General features: G+C 36.9%; 20 protein-coding genes and 1 pseudogene. 8 read left to right on the forward strand and 13 right to left on the reverse strand.

Going from position 1 to position 16,822, the window contains the following annotated elements; all coding sequences use genetic code 11:
• Nucleotides 1-134 precede the first annotated feature (134 nt).
• Entirely contained in the window at nt 135-941 is an 807-nt protein-coding gene (locus tag E3U55_RS08615) for a hypothetical protein (protein WP_134340038.1), read from the reverse strand.
• A 76-nt stretch (nt 942-1,017) separates the two neighbouring features.
• Between E3U55_RS08615 and E3U55_RS08620 the strand changes: the two genes are divergently transcribed.
• Nucleotides 1,018-1,257 (forward strand): DUF2164 domain-containing protein, encoded by a 240-nt coding sequence (locus E3U55_RS08620; protein WP_134340039.1) that lies wholly within the window; start codon nt 1,018-1,020, stop codon nt 1,255-1,257.
• An 85-nt stretch (nt 1,258-1,342) separates the two neighbouring features.
• On the opposite strand, the gene E3U55_RS17970 is transcribed toward E3U55_RS08620, so the two are convergent.
• The 4 genes from E3U55_RS17970 to E3U55_RS08640 all read right to left on the reverse strand — a co-directional run bounded on the left by E3U55_RS17970 (nt 1,343) and on the right by E3U55_RS08640 (nt 2,945).
• Nucleotides 1,343-1,507, reverse strand: a complete 165-nt coding sequence (locus E3U55_RS17970) for a DUF2680 domain-containing protein (RefSeq protein WP_407644109.1) — start codon at nt 1,505-1,507, stop codon at nt 1,343-1,345.
• A gap of 178 nt (nt 1,508-1,685) precedes the next feature.
• A complete protein-coding gene (locus tag E3U55_RS08630) occupies nt 1,686-1,982 on the reverse strand; it encodes a hypothetical protein (protein ID WP_194840862.1) in 297 nt (98 codons plus the stop codon).
• Nucleotides 1,983-2,062: 80 nt separating this feature from the next.
• Nucleotides 2,063-2,464, reverse strand: a complete 402-nt coding sequence (locus E3U55_RS08635) for an HI0074 family nucleotidyltransferase substrate-binding subunit (protein WP_134340041.1) — start codon at nt 2,462-2,464, stop codon at nt 2,063-2,065.
• Nucleotides 2,454-2,945 (reverse strand): GNAT family N-acetyltransferase, encoded by a 492-nt coding sequence (locus E3U55_RS08640; protein WP_134340042.1) that lies wholly within the window; start codon nt 2,943-2,945, stop codon nt 2,454-2,456. Before E3U55_RS08640 ends, E3U55_RS08635 begins: the two co-directional genes overlap by 11 nt.
• Nucleotides 2,946-3,055: 110 nt before the next feature.
• On the opposite strand from E3U55_RS08640, the gene E3U55_RS08645 reads away from it, so the two are divergent.
• From E3U55_RS08645 to E3U55_RS08655, 3 genes are all read left to right on the forward strand, one after another.
• Nucleotides 3,056-3,520 carry a DinB family protein gene (locus E3U55_RS08645; RefSeq protein WP_134340043.1) on the forward strand — a complete coding sequence of 155 codons (465 nt, stop codon included), beginning with the start codon at nt 3,056-3,058 and terminating at the stop codon, nt 3,518-3,520.
• A gap of 17 nt (nt 3,521-3,537) precedes the next feature.
• Nucleotides 3,538-4,758: an MFS transporter gene (locus tag E3U55_RS08650; RefSeq protein ID WP_134340044.1), complete on the forward strand. Its 1,221-nt coding sequence runs from the start codon at nt 3,538-3,540 to the stop codon at nt 4,756-4,758.
• A 107-nt stretch (nt 4,759-4,865) separates the two neighbouring features.
• Nucleotides 4,866-5,195, forward strand: a complete 330-nt coding sequence (locus tag E3U55_RS08655; protein WP_134340045.1) for a four-helix bundle copper-binding protein — start codon at nt 4,866-4,868, stop codon at nt 5,193-5,195.
• 36 nt (nt 5,196-5,231) lie between these two features.
• Here E3U55_RS08655 and E3U55_RS08660 read toward each other — a convergent pair whose 3' ends face one another.
• The 5 genes and pseudogenes from E3U55_RS08660 to E3U55_RS17820 form a co-directional block, all read right to left on the reverse strand.
• Nucleotides 5,232-6,209 (reverse strand): NAD(P)H-quinone oxidoreductase, encoded by a 978-nt coding sequence (locus E3U55_RS08660; protein WP_134340046.1) that lies wholly within the window; start codon nt 6,207-6,209, stop codon nt 5,232-5,234.
• A gap of 122 nt (nt 6,210-6,331) precedes the next feature.
• Nucleotides 6,332-6,508 (reverse strand): annotated as a pseudogene (locus E3U55_RS08665) (DUF4025 domain-containing protein); the annotation flags it as partial.
• A 69-nt stretch (nt 6,509-6,577) separates the two neighbouring features.
• Nucleotides 6,578-7,555, reverse strand: coding sequence for a quinone oxidoreductase family protein (locus tag E3U55_RS08670; RefSeq protein ID WP_134340048.1), 978 nt, complete (start codon nt 7,553-7,555; stop codon nt 6,578-6,580).
• Nucleotides 7,552-8,427, reverse strand: coding sequence for a hypothetical protein (locus E3U55_RS08675; RefSeq protein ID WP_134340049.1), 876 nt, complete (start codon nt 8,425-8,427; stop codon nt 7,552-7,554). The genes E3U55_RS08670 and E3U55_RS08675 overlap by 4 nt, the downstream gene beginning before the upstream one ends.
• Nucleotides 8,428-8,510: 83 nt before the next feature.
• The gene (locus E3U55_RS17820) at nt 8,511-8,642 is read right to left on the reverse strand and encodes a hypothetical protein (protein WP_267195386.1); all 132 of its coding nucleotides are present in this window, start codon (nt 8,640-8,642) and stop codon (nt 8,511-8,513) included.
• 165 nt (nt 8,643-8,807) lie between these two features.
• Between E3U55_RS17820 and E3U55_RS08680 the strand changes: the two genes are divergently transcribed.
• Complete coding sequence (locus tag E3U55_RS08680) at nt 8,808-9,737, forward strand: manganese-dependent inorganic pyrophosphatase (RefSeq protein ID WP_134340050.1); 930 nt, start codon at nt 8,808-8,810, stop codon at nt 9,735-9,737.
• Nucleotides 9,738-9,866: 129 nt separating this feature from the next.
• Here E3U55_RS08680 and E3U55_RS08685 read toward each other — a convergent pair whose 3' ends face one another.
• Nucleotides 9,867-10,178, reverse strand: a complete 312-nt coding sequence (locus E3U55_RS08685) for an RNHCP domain-containing protein (RefSeq protein WP_134340051.1) — start codon at nt 10,176-10,178, stop codon at nt 9,867-9,869.
• A 378-nt stretch (nt 10,179-10,556) separates the two neighbouring features.
• Nucleotides 10,557-11,801 carry an MFS transporter gene (locus tag E3U55_RS08690; protein ID WP_134340052.1) on the reverse strand — a complete coding sequence of 415 codons (1,245 nt, stop codon included), beginning with the start codon at nt 11,799-11,801 and terminating at the stop codon, nt 10,557-10,559.
• A gap of 138 nt (nt 11,802-11,939) precedes the next feature.
• Between E3U55_RS08690 and E3U55_RS08695 the strand changes: the two genes are divergently transcribed.
• The 3 genes from E3U55_RS08695 to E3U55_RS08705 are packed head-to-tail and all read left to right on the forward strand — an operon-like array spanning nt 11,940 to nt 15,381.
• Nucleotides 11,940-13,712, forward strand: coding sequence for an ABC transporter substrate-binding protein (locus E3U55_RS08695; RefSeq protein WP_194840854.1), 1,773 nt, complete (start codon nt 11,940-11,942; stop codon nt 13,710-13,712).
• A gap of 31 nt (nt 13,713-13,743) precedes the next feature.
• A complete protein-coding gene (locus tag E3U55_RS08700; protein WP_134340054.1) occupies nt 13,744-14,802 on the forward strand; it encodes an LLM class flavin-dependent oxidoreductase in 1,059 nt (352 codons plus the stop codon).
• Between the two features lie 12 nt (nt 14,803-14,814).
• Nucleotides 14,815-15,381: an NADPH-dependent FMN reductase gene (locus E3U55_RS08705; protein WP_134340055.1), complete on the forward strand. Its 567-nt coding sequence runs from the start codon at nt 14,815-14,817 to the stop codon at nt 15,379-15,381.
• A gap of 47 nt (nt 15,382-15,428) precedes the next feature.
• Here the strand turns inward: E3U55_RS08705 and E3U55_RS08710 are convergent, their stop codons facing one another.
• Nucleotides 15,429-16,742 (reverse strand): DUF2254 domain-containing protein, encoded by a 1,314-nt coding sequence (locus E3U55_RS08710; protein ID WP_134340056.1) that lies wholly within the window; start codon nt 16,740-16,742, stop codon nt 15,429-15,431.
• Nucleotides 16,743-16,822 lie beyond the last annotated feature (80 nt).

A 16,822-nucleotide genomic window follows, 5' to 3' on the forward strand; every position in this document is an offset into this window, starting at 1 on the left:
TAAATTAATCAAAGTAGATAAAAATGTCCCCTAAAGGAGGCTGTACTCTTCTTTAGGGGACATTTTCTAGCTTTACTTATTTAACACAATATTAAAATATTGATTGCCTATCTCTATATGACTCAAGTCTTTATTTATTTCAACTCATACCCTGTTAATTCTCTTGCTAGCTCCAATGCTTCTTTTCGATTATTTGCTGGTGCCGAGATTATTTGACCATCTTCACTACTCCAACTTCCATGGTTATAAAGCATAATAGCTATTTCTTCAAATTGATTATTTACAACAATAGTTCCAACTGTTTCGTGACGCCCGGGTTGATAATTTCTATATAAGAGAATTCCATTTTTCTGTCCTCTATAATCAATGGTGACACCTGAATCTTCACTTGGGATTTGTACATCTTCTCCTGTAATCACAAATTTACCACCATATATGCCTCCACCACTCAAGCTTCGACTTAACTCACCGTTTATTTTTATAGTAACAGGCTTTTCAACACTTTCTTCCCCTAGTTGAAATTGAATCCCTTCAATCGTTTGGTTTACATCTCGGGGTGTGGTATACCAAATAGAGTAACTAATAAAACCGACTATAAACACCGCGCTTACTACTGACAGACTTATCATAAACTTACGATCCTCGCGCCAGTTAACTGCTTCATCTTTCTCTTCTAATCGATCTTGTATAACCTTATTTAATAAAACATTAATGATGACTGCTGCAACTGTAAGAACGAAGAACTTTTTCCAAAGCAGTCCAAATGTATAGGGATCAAAGAAACTTAACATCAGAAAAGAAACGTTTAAAGCTACGATTAATACCAATACGAACCAATCGAAGTTTTTTAATCGCCCTTTATATTTAATAAAATTAGATATAAATACGACGGCGACAGCAATTAAAAACCATGTCGATATATCTGAAAACGTCAAACTCAAACAATCACCCATTCATATGTATTTATTTCATGATAGCATATAAATAATAACATTCTCACGTTTGGAGGAACGATCGATGATTAATTTAAAAAAAGAGCAAAAACAACACCTGATTGAACAGATTAAAGAGTATTTTTATAATGAACGCTCTGAGGAGATTGGAGATTTAGCAGCAGAAAATTTCTTCCACTTCATGGCCGAAGAGGTCGGGCCTCACTTTTACAATAAAGGCTTACACGATGCAAAAGATGTTTTTGAACAGAAAGTCATGAATATGGATGAGGACATTCGAGCATTAGAAAGAAACACGAAATAAAGCCAACACATAGCGTGCTGGCTTTTCATTTACTCGTGTCCCTTTTGATGTTTTTTATGCCATTTCGGAATATAACCATTTGCCTCTAACTTCTCGTGCATTTCTTCAATGTGGCCCAGTATTTTGGCACTTTTTCTTCGGAGTAAACTCCATATTTCACATACTTATTAACGATTTTCTTGTGGTGTTCAAAGGCTTCCTTCTGTAATGCAGTCATCTCTTCCTTTTGTTCGTCAGTTAATTGGTTGATCTGGTTCTGCTTCTATAGACTTTGAAGGTATCAGCATCATTAGTGTCCAATACCGAAAATTTAGTGGCCGATACTCTCAATTAGTGTCCAATCTCTGGAGTTTAGTGGCCAATTTTATAAAAATAGTGTCCAATCTCCTAATAAAAAAACAGAAGCAGGTCTCCCCGCCTCCGTTCGCTTAATGAATATTTGGTTGTTGTTGATTTTTTTGATTTTGCTGTTGAGCCTGTTGTGCCAATTGACCCATCGCACCGGCACCTTGTTGATTTTGGCCTTGCTTTTGTTGACCAGCTTGCTGTTGTTGCATTTGACCTTGCTGCGGCTGCTGACCTTGCTGGCCCATCATGCTCGTTAACATTGGCAAAAAGCTTTGAAGCTGTCCACCGCGGCCTGTCATCATCGTGTATGCCGCAACACCAATACCGATTGATGCCAACATCGGTAACCATTCAATATTATTCATTCGCATTCGCATCACTCACACCCCTTTTCAAATTAGTCTCTCTTAGTTTGTTAAAAATTGGTGTGAGTATGATTAACAAATGCTTCCATTAATTACACTTGTTCATTTATTTTTTCATAAAACGCTTTTAATTCAGGTATATACGTATGATCAATGTCACCAACCAACTCATTTGCCAGTTCATCATTGTGAATATATAAGGTTAAATTTCTTCGATTTTGAGCTTTAAACCAAACACGTTCATTGGTAATAAGCCCAAGCTTTTTCATTTCTTTAACTGCTTGACGTGGCGTTTCAACCATGATGCCCTTCGCCTCTAAATACGAATAAATCACTTTATTGGCATGTTCCATAGTCATTTCAAAAAAATGAATATACCCCGCTTGTTCAAGCTCACTTTCTAACATTGCATCGCTATGTACGAGAAGTTTTTTATAAACTGTTTCATAGTTATCGAAAAACTGTCTCCATCTAATTTCTTGATTATTTTCCATAGGAAAGACTCCTTTTTAATGATAAATCCATAAGGTATTGTTCGCCTTTACGTCCAAATTTCCTTCTCCCTGTATCTCGAAATCCTACTTTTTCATATAACTTTTGTGCTGCTACATTTTTATGGTTAACAGCTAATATGATTTCATCACACTTCGGAAATTCACTCGGAATAAAATGCATTAACTCACTCATTCCAGCCTTTGCGTAACCTTTACCTTGGTATGTTAGGTCCATGGATAGAGCTGTGAGTAGCATCGCGTTCGGATTATCAGAGTATTCTTTAACTCGATCTGTATGTTGAATTAAGAAACACCCGACCGGTACACCTTCAGCAAGGATGACAATTGGATATTGCCCCTCATTAGCATCTACTATATCTTCTGGCATTGCCGTAAATTGTTTTTGTTCATCAGGTAAGTAAAAAGCTTTTAGTGCTTCTAAATATTCTGGTCTATAGTGTGCTAAAACTACTTCTGCCATTACAACCACTCCTTTTATACAATCTATATTTAGCGTAAACTTTTTAAAGTTTTTCTTCAATGCAGACCTTTAATTGATATAATTATGAATAACACAAGGGGGTATTTTTTATGAAAAAAAGACATGAAGTTCTTTTTAACCAACTAGAAACATATCGACAGGAACTATTAAACAGTGTGATCAATGTCACTAAAGAAGAAGCAGAAGTCATCCCCGAGGGCTTTAACAATAATATTAGATGGAACTTGGGGCACATTTACTTAGATCAATATATGTGGATTAAGATTTTGACAAAAGATAATCTATACTCTGAGAGATTTAATCAATCGTTCGGTTTCGGTACTACCCCGTCTGATTTTAATGCAGAAACCCCATCGTTTGAAGAACTTAAGCTTTTACTTAAAGATCAGACATATAAAATAAAAAAACTTTATGGAGACCGCCTTGAAGAGGAATTTCAGCCTACCGAAATGGGCATGTACACCATTGAACAAGTGTTGATTCGAACAGTCTTTCATGAGGGAATGCACACACAAGCAATCAACGACCTAAAAAAATGTATTAGAAATAATTAAAATAGGATGTGTGTTTAATGAAACCATTATGGAAAAACCGCTCTTTCACCTCTGTTTGGATTGGAAATGGTGCGTCTGAACTTGCTGGAGCATTTGGAACGTTTTGTAATTCAATATTAGTCTATCAACTCACAGGATCCACATTAGCTCTTGGTAGCATGTGGATTTTATATTATGTACCCTCTCTCATCCTGCAATTAGTGATTGGCCCATACATCGATCGCTGGAGTCGTAAATGGATCATGATATTAACACAGTGGACAAGAGCAGGCATTTTTCTCTTGCCACTTTTCGCTTTGTTTTTCGGCCAGCTTGAAGTGTGGCATATTTATACGGTTCAGGTCGTTATCGGGTTAATCACGCCTTTATATATACCAGCCAATCAAGCTATTACACCTACCATTGTGAAAAAAGATCAACTTCAGACAGCCAATGGTTACTTAGAAGGCACCATGCGTCTTATGATGTTTGTAGCTCCTTTAACTGCGGGTCTAGTTATAGAGTATATAGGGGTCGAATGGACGCTAATGATGATTAGCTCTCTGTTAAGCGTAAGTGGTTTATTACTTTTACAAGTTAAAGAAAGAAGAGGTCCAAGACAAATCAGAAAGCCTTGGGTTAAGGAATTTCTAGAAGGGACGACTTATTTTTTCACACAAAAGATTATTGTTTGGCTTGGAGTTTTCCTTGCTTTTGTGCAGTTCGGTGTCGGTGTTACGATGGTGGTCACCCTTCCGTATATCACAGAGGTACTATCAGGAAGTGAGTTGCATTACGGATTATTTATGGCAGGATTTCCAGCTGGATATGTCATTGGATCTCTATTAGTTGGAAAAATAAAAATCAGTAGTCGCCGTATTCTGATGCTTGGTTCGTTATTTATAGGTGGATTAACATTTGTAGCACTAGGTTTTAATCACAGTATTGGATTAGCCATAATCACTGAAATGATTGGCGGTGTCATGATTGCCTTTTTTAGCATTCATAACATCACGATTTTACAAAAAGTTGTGCCAGATCACCTTATGGGTAAAGTCGTTTCGGTCAGAATGCTCATTGTTCGCGGTGCTATTCCATTAGGCGTACTGGCTGGCGGTATTCTTAGCGAAATATATGGTATTCGGCCATTATACTTTCTAATAGGAAGCGTCATATGCTTAACATCATTAATCGGTATACTAGTCCCTTATTTTAAATTCATAGACAATCAACCCACTGAAGAAAAGCTGGCTTCATAAATGACCAATTTCCACATTTTTCTGTAAAGTTAGGCAAAATATAATGTTTAGAATCACAGTGGAGAGGCAATATATCAATATATCCATAATGTAGGAGGTATATTGATATGAGTCACGAAAAGTATTCAAAAGTAATTGAAGTTCTACATGAATGTATGGAAGCTTGTAATCACTGTTACTCATCTTGTTTAAAAGAAGATGATTTAGCACATATGAGAGATTGTGTTCGTTTGGATCGTGAATGTGCAGATATTTGCGCCAACTTTGAACAAGCCTTAACACAAGGAACAGACTTCGTTAAAGAATATGCCCAATTATGTGTAGCTGCATGCCGCGCATGTGGTGATGAATGTGCTAAGCATGATCATGACCATTGCCAAAAATGTGCTGATGCATGTAAGAAATGTGCCGATGAATGTGAGAAGCTAATTGCCTAATATAACTAAAGCTCCAGTTTATAAACTGGAGCTTTTTTAATGGTGATTTACCTTTAATATTATTTTTCCAGTATTTTTATTATCTTCCATATACCGATGCGCATCTGCCACTTCTTCTAATGGAAAGACACAGTCTATAACTGGTTTGATTTGATTGTTCTCGATTAAAGGACCAGCCACTTTCATGAATTCATTTGAGAGTTCAGCTTTATATTCATCACTTCTTGGTGTCAGCAATGTTCCATTAATTTGTACATATTTAGCCATCAAGTCAACAAGGTTTACCTTCTCAAGCTGGCTTCCACCTAGCATACCTATTAGCACCCAGCGTCCACCTTTTTTAATACTGGCTAAATTTTTCTCCCAATAACTGGCTCCTATAAAGTCGAGAATTAAGTCTACTCCGTCTTCAGTTGACTTTTGAACTCCTTCATCAAAGGACTGCTCTTTGTAGTTAATTAAAACATCTGCGCCTAGTTGTCCACAAAAATCAAGCTTTTGAACGGATCCTGCAGTAACGATTACTTTAGCCTTGCGCAATTGCTTAGCCAATTGTATAGCTGCTGTACCCACACCGCTTCCACCAGCGTGAATCAACACCGTTTCTTCTTCTTTTAGTTTTCCAATCCAAAACAATGTTTGATAAGCCGTTAGAAAAACTTCTGGTATCGCAGCTGCCTGTTCAAAATCGAGTGACTCAGGGATTGTCATCGCTCGATTAGCTGGCATAACTGCATACTCTGCATATCCACCACCGTTAACTAGACCCATCACTCGATCACCTACTTCAAAGCCCGAGTCATTTGAATCAGCTACTGTCCCAGCAACTTCTACACCTAACACAGGGTTGGAATTATAACCGCCCTTCCCATAGCGAGTCACAATGTCGGTTCGATTCACCGCTGCCGCTTCAACTTTAATGAGGATCTCGCCCTCTTTCGCTTTAGGAATAGGTAATTTTGAAAACTCTAGCTGCTCTGGTCCACCAGGATTTTTAACAATGATTCCTTTCACATGAATCCCCTCCATTTTTAGGTTGTTTTTCATTTATAAGCTCATGAGATAAAAATAGCGAATAAACTTATGAGGGCATTATTTCATAGAAAAGCAGAAGTTATTCACTTCTGCTTTTCCCTTTAATCCTCTTTTCCATGCTTACGATCAATGGTTCCCTCATGTAATACATCTGAAACCTGTTCATGAGTTTCTGCTAGGCCCTGTTCAAGTTGAGTATTACCTTCGTAATCAGACGCTTCAAAACCCTTTTCTGCAATCTTATTTGAGTCCTCTTGCTCTGAGTTCTTTTTCTTCTTTACCATACTAACCCTCCTGTTTCATTACTACGATTATTATGTTCAGTTAGGAGGTTAGTACTCATGGTTTTAACTTTTAGCATCTAATAGGATTTTACCTACACTTTTCCTGCTTTCCATTAGTTTATGAGCTGATTGGACATCACTAAGTTTATATTCATGCCCTACCTTCACTTTTAAATGGCCTTCAAGCATAAGGTTAAAAACGTTCTTTGCTACTTCTTTTAATAAATGAGGGCGCTTTTTTCGGGTTGTACCTAAACTAAACCCAAGTACTTGACGGCAACTGGCATGTAAATCTTTTGTTTGAATGTTGCCAACTTCATCACTTGAATTGCCAAAATGCACTAACCGACCATAGTCCGCTAAGCAATTAAGACTTTCTTCAGACACGCGACCTGATATAGAGTCTAATACGACATCCACACCTTCACCATTAGTTAATTCATTAACTTGTTCAGCAAAATTATGGTCTTCATGACTGATGACATAGTCAGCTCCTACTTCTTTTGCAATATCGGCCTTCTTTAAATCACCTACTGTACCTATAATCGTTTTAGCCCCAGCAATTTTAGCTAACTGTATAGCAGTTGTGCCTACCCCGCCTGAAGCTGAATGGATGAGGACATTCTCACCTTCTTCAAGTCTACCTATGTCGTTTATCAGCTTGTAAGCTAAAAATGATACAGTTGGGCTTGCAGCAGCATCACTAAAACTTAATTGATCAGAAATAGGAAAGGTTAAATTTTCATCTGCCACGACATACTCTGAATAAGCTCCGCTTGAAGGGAAAGCTATTACTCGCTGCCCTTTGTGTATATCCTTGACCTGACTACCAACCTGCTCCACTACTCCTGCGCAATCCAAACCAGGGGTAAAAGGTGTTTTCTTCCCCTTGTTACCATACCTACTTTTAATATCCGCAAAATTCACACTCGTTTTCTCAACCTTAATCAATACCTGACTTTCATTTATATCAGGAACTTCTACATCCATATATTCCAATACTTCTGGCCCACCAAAATTATTCACAACAATAGATTTCATTGACTAACTTCCTCCCCTACTTCAATCATGTCATATTTATTTAAAGCTATAAGAATATCCATCGTCCATATACTTTTCCAGGCTGCTTCACCCTCACCAGCATCCCAATTCAACGGGAAATTACCTTGTTCTGTTTGTTGATTAATTTCGTGTTCGAGGCACGCAATTGCATCCTCATGTAGCATTGGGTAAAGTGGGCTACCTGGTGTGGGTGCATACCAATATGGTTTGGGATAATAAAATTTTTCCCACACTTCTGGGTTAGTCTCTACAACATCTAAGATAATACTTTTAATATAAATTAAGACCTGTTCCCTTCGAGGCTCGTCCAGCCGTTCACTTAACCTTAGAAAACAAAGTGTAGGAAACCAACCAGCCTTAGTTAGATATTGTAACTTCTTAATAGCTACTTCTGTTACATGATTTAAAAACTCATTATCAACTAATTTCTGATAATCGTATAAATAGCCTATTAACTCAGCGCCCGGGTTAGCCCATAACTCATTTAGCATTGTCTCACCAACAGGTTGATTGGTAGGATTTTGATGCCAGTAATCTAATTCAAAATCATACGTACTCAATATATATTTGACTGCCTTTTGAACCACTGGCTCATCACCAGTTGCACCGATATGCACTAACGTTTGAAAAGCCATATTCGTATCCATTGCATTTGATTCATCCCAGTCACCTTCACCATAACCGCTAAAACCACCATCAGAATTTTGATACTCTTCTAAAGCAGAGATCACAGCCTCCTTAGTTCCACCTTCGAATTCAAACCTATATATCTCTTGCTCTAACTTTCTTCCTTCGTTCATAATGAAGTCTTTAGATCGCTTTAGACCATCATTTGACATCTTTAATGTCACATTATCATCCCCCAAAATAAATCTGAAAAAATAAAAAATAACCGTCAGAGACATCATATCCCTTAAGGTTATTTTTTACAAATTCATTTTTTCTTTCGATATTCTATATGACTTTCCCAATAATAAATCTGTGGCAGTCGATAATATAGCCAATACTCCTTTAATAAAGACGCACCTACGAAGGAAACAAGCTGCCAATCTATTTGTCTCATCATCAGTTTCCCCACTCCTCTTAATAAGAAGTATGAGAATGAATGCATGTCTTATTCCGATAAGTCCAATCTTAAAAATTTTCTTGTTAAAAAAGGGATGAGATTAGGAAGAACGGTTAAAAATCTGTTATTATTCTATGTAGAAGATTAAATAAAGGAGTAATAATCATGGAAAAGATGTTAGTTTTCGGACACAAAAATCCTGATACAGATTCAATTACAGCAGCTATTGCTTATGCTGATCTAAAAAAAGAATTAGGCTTTAATGTTGAAGCAACAAGACTTGGCGAAGTAAATGCTGAGACACAATACGCCTTAGACTATTTCAAAGTTGAGGCTCCTCGATTAGTAGAGCAAGCTTCAAAAGAAGCCAACACAGTTATTCTTGTCGACCATAACGAATTCCAACAAAGTGCAGAAGACATTGCTGATGTTCGTATTGCTGAAGTTGTTGACCACCACCGTGTAAGCAATTTCGAGACTAGTGATCCATTAATGATGCGCGTTGAGCCAGTAGGATGTACAGCTACAATCCTATTAAAGCTTTATAAAGAAAAAGGCGTAGAGGTTAAAAAAGAAGTAGCAGGATTAATGCTATCAGCCATTATTTCTGACTCACTTTTATTCAAGTCTCCAACTTGTACAGACGAAGACGTAGCAGCAGCTAAAGAACTAGCTGACATTGCAGGCGTTAATGCTGAAGAGTATGGTTTAGATATGCTTAAAGCAGGAGCAGACTTAAGCCAAAAATCTGCTGAAGAACTTATTTCACTAGATGCGAAAGAATTTACAATGGGCAGTCAGAAAGTTGAAATTGGCCAAGTAAATACTGTAGATACAAATGAAGTACTAGAACGTCGAAATGAAATTGAAAATGCAATGACAAATACTATCAACGAAAAAGGCTTGGGCCTATTTGTTTTTGCAATTACCGATATTTTAACGAACGACTCAACAGTTATTGCTTTAGGTGATCATTCAGATAAAGTTGAGAAAGCATTCAATTCTCAACTCCAAGATGGTCAAGCGACATTAAAAGGTGTCGTGTCACGTAAGAAACAAATCGTACCACCATTGACTGAAGCGTTTACTAAATAAAAAGGTTAATTTAAAAAAAGATGAGCTGCGTGCTCATCTTTTTTACATTCTAAATATATGAACAGAAGATAAAGAGGCCCCATTATGAGACCTCTTTAAACATTGATACATGTAAAAGACAGTCATAGTTCAAACAGTTGTTTTAATAAATTCAATTAAATTGTCTTCTTGTACAGAATTTACGGCAACCTTATTTTTGCCGACTTTACCACAATTCCTACATTTGTGGATTAGTTGATAGCCTTTTTTACTCGAATAATCAAAACCAATTGGTTCCATAAGTCCCTTACAATCACTTTTACGATCTCCAGGCATGTTATCCATATGCTTCGAATATAAGCAAAAAGGACAATGATTTCGGAAACTTCCGTTAGTTAAAGGTTTAATTTGTGAACCACAATGTTCACATTGAAAAGCTGTGTTTTCTAAATCCCTACTCATGTGCCATTCCTCCAAGATTATTTTTTATCTTGGAGAAAAGGGTTCCGTTTGGTTTTTACTACGTATGTAGCTTCAGGCTTTTGAAGAGAAGTGACGTATTCACCGCTGAGACCTACTCAGCGATTACCTCTGGTTCCGACTTCACTTGAGCATCTTTCATCTCAAGATCCGAACCACGATTGACTTTAGAATTGTATCAACCACTGTCAGGCAGACAAGCCACCTCCCACCAGTATGTGTTCATCCTCAATCACTGACTTAAGGCATTCGTCCCCTAAATGGCACTAGCAGTTAAAAAAGGACCTTTCAAACAATCACTCCTAATTGACTGTGTTTCATGTATCATACATATTATACCAAATTTTCTCACAATCATTATTATTTCATTTTATAAAGCGGTGTTCTAATAGCTACTAAGATTACGGCCAAGTAGATTATTGTTGACCCTAAGAAAATATAGTGTACAGGAATAACTTCTCCTAGTAGACCAGCAACTAAATAACCGAATGGTGCTGCTAGTTTCATAATCATTGAAGAAGTGCCTGCTACTCGACCAAGCAAATGATTAGGTGTGGCTTCTTGTCGTAAGGTTAAGTAATGAATATTAAAGAAAGTCACTTGAATTCCTAGTAAGAACATTCCGATTGCTAACCAGTACCAATTCATGGATAGAAAGAGTATAAACTGACCTGCAACAGCAAAATAGTAAGCTGTAATGAAAAGCTGCCCTCTTGAAGCCCACTCCCTACTTTTTTTAGCGACAAAAGCTGCAATAAAACCACCTACAGCACTTGCAGAAAAAATAAATCCGAGTTCACCAGAATTAATTTTAAATGAATCTAATGCGTAGAAAATTAAAACTGCACCTGACAATGAAGATGCAAAATTTGAAACAAGTACCATTAATGTTGCAATCCATAATTCCTTTGTTGCAACTAATTGCTGCCATCCTTCTTTTATATCTAGCCAAATCCCTTGACGGTCAAGCTTTCGAGTGTCCTTCTCCTGATGAGGAATTTGCACAAAACTAGTTAATATAAGTAAAACTAACATCCCCGCTAATGTCACCGTTAAACCAACTGTATAACTCATATAAAGTAAGACAAACCCAGCAAAAGCCGGACCAACTAAATTAATTAATGTACTAACAAATGATAACGCAGAATTCGCAGTAGTTAATTGCCCCTTAGGCATTATCAACGGCAAAATAGTGTGATAGGCATTCCCAAAGGCATAGCTACTTGAATAGAGTACAAACCCTAGCAAATATAAGTGCCATAATTGCAAACTATTACTAAATAATAAAATAACAAAACTAGCTATTATCACAATTTGAGTTGTTAACGCATTCAGCATCAACCTTTTCCGGTTTAAGCGATCAACGATGACTCCAATAACTATACCTAATAGTACATTAGGTATAAATTGAATTGCTCGCATTGCACTCATCGCTAAAGTTGATTGGGTTAACTCATAAATGATAATAGGAATGGCTAATACAAATACATGAAACGTCAAACTATTAATTGAACTTCCTGTCCATAAAAACAAAAACTGTTTATTTTTCCATATCGAACTCTCTCTTTCTGACTCTAATTGAGTTTGTGCAATATTTGAATTCATTATATCCCCCAACTTTTCCAAAATTGTAGATTAATCTTTCATTCTATGTTACAAAGATAAAACAGGAATTAAAAGAACGGAATTTCAACCAAGACTTACTTCACCTTTTAATGAGAAAGGGATGAAAAGAGGATGAAAATGAAGGAACATTACTTCACCCTTTTTAATAAATGGGGCTGTGATGCAAAGGATATCTACATAACCGAGATAGCCAATGAGTTGGATTGTTCAGTTCGTCACACAAAAACCATCATAAAAAAGTTGAGTGAGAAAGAATGGATTAATTGGTCGCCTAATCCAGGTCGAGGAAAAGCTTCCACTATTAAACTTCTCAAGAAGCCTAAAGAAATTGAAGAGCAAGAAGTTCAGAACTGGATTAAGCAAGGTAACATTTCTAAGGCTCTAAGATGGATGGAGAATCAATCTAACCTTGAAACACCGTTTGTACAATGGCTAGAAAATCAGTTTCACTGGACACCAGCTCATAAACATAATAAAGGATTAGATGTATTAAGCTATCCATACTATTACACCATGAATTCACTCATCCCTTGGGAGACAACTACAAGGCATGAAAGCCATATTGCAGAACATATATACAATCGTTTAGTCGATTACAACTTTGAAAGTCAATCTTTCATACCCGAATTAGCTCATGATTGGGAAGCATCTTCAAACGGAAGAGTATGGAGAATTTATTTGAGAAAAGGGATTTATTTTCATAACGGCGAGCCCTTAACTTCTCATACAATTAAAGAAAATGTACTAATGTGGAAGCATAAACAAAGTGCGAATTGGAAGCAAGACATGGTTAAAGGAATCACTGACATCAACACCCCTACGATTAATATTGTAGAGTTTAAACTATCAAAACCAAATCAATTATTCTTGCATCTTTTCACAGGTTATAAAGCGAGTATTATACCTGTTCAAACTTATAAACAAAATCCTGAAGCATTTCGTATGTTACCGGTAGGAACTGGCCCCTATCGTATGATTAAGCATGAAGAAGGTCACCTTATATTAGAAGCTTTTGATCACTATTATGGCTTCCGACCGATGCTAGACCAAATAGAACTCTACAGTATCCCTAAGAGACCTAACCATTCCAGGAGACAGGTTTATTACCGTATTGTAAATAATGATACTAATAAAGTTAAGACGCTAGATTGGTTTCGCCCTTCCATGGGTGGTGTATACCTAACAATTAATCACCAAAAACCTGGATTGCACAGGCATCCAGATTTTCCAGAAATGTTATCAAAAGCTTTAGATCGAACAAAGCTTTTTAAAGAACATCCAAGTCATGATGTATGGTTTCCTGATAGTTTTTTCAATGAAAACTCAGGTGTTCTAAGACAGAGTTCGGACACCCAAAAAGCTAAAGAATGGTTTAAGAAACAAGGGTTCGAAGGAGAAAAGCTAACCTTAACGTCTACTTGTCTAAGCCATAATGCGTATTTTAAATATGAACTAACTGCTTTAAAGGAAGTATTTAAAGACATCGGTATACATTTAGAGACTAAAGTGGTTGATATTAAAGAATTAGCTAATAAGAGAAATCTTCGACAAACAGATATCATCATAGCTGGTATGGAATTAGGTGAAGACCGACTTGTTTCCTTAATGAATGCTTTCACTTCCCCTAACAGCTTTATTCTTAATACAGTACCTACAGACGTAAGAGTACATATAGAATCTATGTTGGAAACAGTATGGAACAGCCCTAATACCGAAGTAGCTTGCCATAACTTAAGGATTGTTGAAGAATATCTGCTTGATCACTATTACATGATCTTCTTATATCAACGTAAATATCATATTTGTATTGAAGCAGATGAAAGACTACAAGGCGTAGAAGTTAACTTAAATACGCGCTTGCGTTATCATAAATTATGGTACAAATCTTAATATCAAGAAAACTAGAAAGGTTGACTCTATAATGGAACAATTCCGCATCAATCCAAACAACGGACTTGAATTTGGTTTATATACATTAGGCGATCACTTGCCTAACCCGCAAACAGGTGAACGTATTTCTGCCGAACAGCGTATTCATGAAATCATTGAACTGGCTCAGTTAGCTGAACAGGCTGGCATTGATTTCTTTAGTGTCGGTGAGAGTCATCAGGAGTATTTCACCACACAAGCTCACACAGTCGTTCTTTCTGCGATTGCACAGGCAACTGAAAAAATTAAAATCTCAAGCTCATCTACAATCATCAGTACACTCGATCCGGTAAGAGCATATGAAGATTTTGCAACACTGGACCTGATTTCAAAAGGTCGAGCAGAAATTGTAGCTGGCCGTGCATCTCGAGTTGGAAACTTTGATTTACTCGGATATAGCTTAAGGGATTATGAAGAACTATATGAAGAAAAGTTTGACCTTCTACTGCAAATCAACGAAAACGAGATTGTAAACTGGGAAGGTCAGTATCGCGCTCCCCTTCGAAATGCCAAGGTGTTACCTCGACCAAAAGACGGGTCATTACCAATATGGCGTGCCGTGGGTGGGACACCTGCAAGCGCTAGAAAAGCAGGGTATGCTGGAGTACCGATGTACTTAGCACATTTAGGGGGACCCGCAACTGTGTTCAAGCGTTCGATCGATGCTTATCGCGATGCATTACAAGGCAGTGGTTATGACCCCGCAGACTTTCCTGTGTCTACGGCTGGATTTTTCTATGCTGCTGAAACGTCTCAACAGGCATTAAAAGAGCTATATCCTCATATTAACGAAGGCATGAAGAAAACAAATGGCCAAGGATTCCCGAAACAACACTTTGCCCAAGGCGCAGACCCTCGTGATGTCATGAATATCGGAAGTCCTCAAGAGATCATTGAGAAGATTCTGTATCAGCATGAACTATTCGGCCATCAGCGTTATATCGCTCAAATGGATTTCGGTGGTATGCCATTTGACCAATTAAAACGTAATATCGATATTATTGGAACAGAAATTTTACCAGCGATTAAAAAACATACGGCAAAAGGATAGGAGGCCATTTAAATGAACATTGTTGCTTTATCGGGTTCCCGTGTCGGTTCTAAAACAAGAACGGCCATAGACTACACGGCAAACACAATAAAAGATAAATATGCAGATCATAATTTTACATTAATTGATCTCGCTGATTATGATATACAATTCAGTGATGGGAGAAACTATCTGGAGTATGACGGGGATACGGGGTATGTCACTCAAACGATCATGGAAGCTGATGCCATTATTATAGGCACTCCTATTTTCCAGGCATCCATTCCAGCTACATTAAAAAATATCTTTGATCTACTACCTGTTAATGCTTTTCGAGATAAAGTGGTCAGCATGTTAGCTACTGCTGGTTCACCAAAGCATTACTTAATATTAGAGAATCAACTCAAGCCTATTCTGGGCTATATGAAAGCTCAAATCGTTCAATCATACGTCTTTATTGAAGAAGAAGACTTTCAGCGAAAGGAAATTATAAATCACGATGTTCTTTTCCGAATTGAGCGATTAGTCGAGGATACTGTTGTACTGACCCAGACTTACCAACGCATTCGCGAAGAAGAAGATGCTAAATATGATTTTTAATATATAAAAAAAGTCAGATAACCTCTAAGTGTTATCTGACTTTATCTTTATCTAAGTTGAATTTCCTCACCGCAGGCTGTTGCTAATTTTTGAACTTGATTATTAAAATGATTAAAATCTAACTCGTCCATCTTTTCAACATCAACAGCCTTAATCATATATTTGCCAAATCGCCAAACGTCTTTCTCGATTTTTTCACCATGAACATGCGCCATCTTATAAAGAACTTCAATCACACTATTCATCACTGAAATATCGTGATAACCATAGAGTCGAATCTGATAAAAACTCTTATATAAATACTCTTGAAAAGTTAATGGCTCCACTATTATTCGTAGATTCTCATCATCGTCTGCGAAATAACGGATGGGTTCATATACAGAGCCTAACTCTATTAGTAATGACCCTATGCGATTAATACAGTTTGTCGCAGTGTGTGGGTCATTTAAACTCGGGGAAATTGCACGGACCGCAATTTCGACCAGCTTCTGAATGGAAAATTCAACATCTTGAGTATCCACTCTCTCATTACCTACCAGAACGCATTGAAGACACCCATCTAAATCGACTTTTTCATCATCTTCTTTGCCCCAATAATAAAATAAGTCCATCCCATTTTGAATATACTCACCAACGAAAATGTTTGCCTCAAGTACCACATCATTTTGTTGTGCCCAATCGATTAAAGATTTAAATTGAATACTTTGTACATAACCTGATTTTTTGGCTTTAATCACTTTGGCTGCATCTTTCTCTAGTTGATTTAGATCTGAATCGCTCCACTCACAATATTCGTGATACTCTTTTTCCTTAAAGGTTTTCTGAATGAGATTGGAAGTACTTGAACGAATCGTACCAATTAAATTATTAACTTTCAAAAATCGAGATGAATGATGAATGAATAGTAAGAAGAACGCTAAACAAACAATTGAAACTAATATCGTGAAAAATGGACTAAACAATTCGGAACTTTTATCTTTACCTAATAAAAACAAGTTTACGAGTGAAAAAATAAAACCGAATGAGAAAACACTTAAAACGTGTTGTGTTACGCGACTTTTCATAAAGTCTTGCAACGTACGCGGCGAAAATTGCGTGCTATAAGTAGACAACACGACCATAATGGTAGAGAAGCTGATCGTTGTCATTGTTAAAATAGCTGTAACCATAGAGCCATAAATAGTCTGAGCAACTGCCTTTTCGGTTAAAAAGATGGCTGGAATATCGTTTTTTATTGCAGATAAAACCCATTGATCCATATAACTAATAACCGCTACAGCTAATAATGAAAAAATGCTATATATAGCTGGTAAGAACCAGAAACTATCTCTTACTTGAATCCAAACTTTGCCTTTATTCATCAGAAGTCCTTCTTTCTTGTCTTTGACATAGTTGGTGTATACCCTCTAACCATTAACTTTTAACTCTTTATGTTAAGTGC

Source organism: Filobacillus milosensis, assembly GCF_004402015.1.
GTDB lineage: Bacteria > Bacillota > Bacilli > Bacillales > Alkalibacillaceae > Filobacillus > Filobacillus milosensis.